Consider the following 1,005-nt stretch of genomic DNA (forward strand, 5'->3'; position numbering starts at 1 on the left):
CCAGCGCCGCCCCTGGATCCGCAGTTCGAGCAGCGAGCCACGTGCCGGAAGCCGGGGAAGGGAGCGCAGCACCAGCCTCCAACCGTGCCACGCGCGCGGCGGAGCGGCGTGCGGCGATCGTGGAGGCGGCGATGGAGGAGTTCATCGCCCGCGGCTTTGCCGCGACGCGCCTCGACGACATCGCCAAGCGCGCAGGCGTCGCCAAGGGCACGATCTATCTGCACTTCAAGGACAAGGAGTCGATGTTCGAGGAGCTGGTGCGCATCGTGATCGTGCCGGTGGTGGCGCAGCTGACTGCGCTGCCGCCGCCGACGGGCTCGGTGCGCGACCTCGTCGAGGCGTTTGCCAGCAACTTCCTGAAACAGGTCATCGGCACCCGGCGCGGCGATCTCGTGCGCCTGATCGTGGCTGAGGGGCCGCGCTTTCCGTCCGTGGCCGATTTCTATTACCGCGAGGTCGTCTCGCGCGGGATCGCCAGCATGCGCGCGCTGATCGAGCTCGGCATCGCCCGCGGCGAGATCCGCGAGAAGAACCTCGCGCGCTATCCGCAGATCCTGGTCGCGCCGGCGATGATCGCGGTGATCTGGCAGAGCCTGTTTGCACGGCATGCGCCGCTCGACGCGCAGGAGATGCTGCGCGTCCATCTCGATTTGATTTTTGGCGAACGGAGCACGACATGAGGTCGTCGCAAGCAATTTTCAGATTGGCATTGGCCGCCGCGCTCGCAATCGGGCTTGCTGCCTGCAACGAGAAGCGCGATCCCGGCTTCCAGGGCTGGGTCGAGGCCGACATGATCTTCGTCAGCCCGGATGAGGCTGGCCGGGTGACGAAGCTGAACATCCGCGAGGGCGACGAGGTCAAGGTCGGCGATGCCCTCTATTCCGTCGACGACGATCTCCAGCTTGCCGATCTCAACCAGAACAAGGCGACGCTGGCCAACGCGCAGCAGACCTATGACCGCGCGGCCTCGCTCAACAAGACCGGTTCGGGCACGCAGGCCAATCT

Annotated in this window: 2 protein-coding genes; both read left to right on the forward strand. The window is 66.4% G+C overall.

The features are described 5' to 3' along the window. Positions 1–41: 41 nt before the first annotated feature. Entirely contained in the window at positions 42–680 is a 639-nt protein-coding gene (locus ACXJL8_RS41940) for a TetR/AcrR family transcriptional regulator (RefSeq protein ID WP_456687133.1), read from the forward strand. Then, positions 677–1,005 (forward strand): biotin/lipoyl-binding protein (locus tag ACXJL8_RS41945; RefSeq protein ID WP_456687132.1); only part of this gene is annotated, 329 nt, incomplete at its 3' end. The genes ACXJL8_RS41940 and ACXJL8_RS41945, both read left to right, overlap by 4 nt.

The sequence above is a fragment of the Bradyrhizobium sp. P5_C11_2 genome, assembly GCF_054049755.1.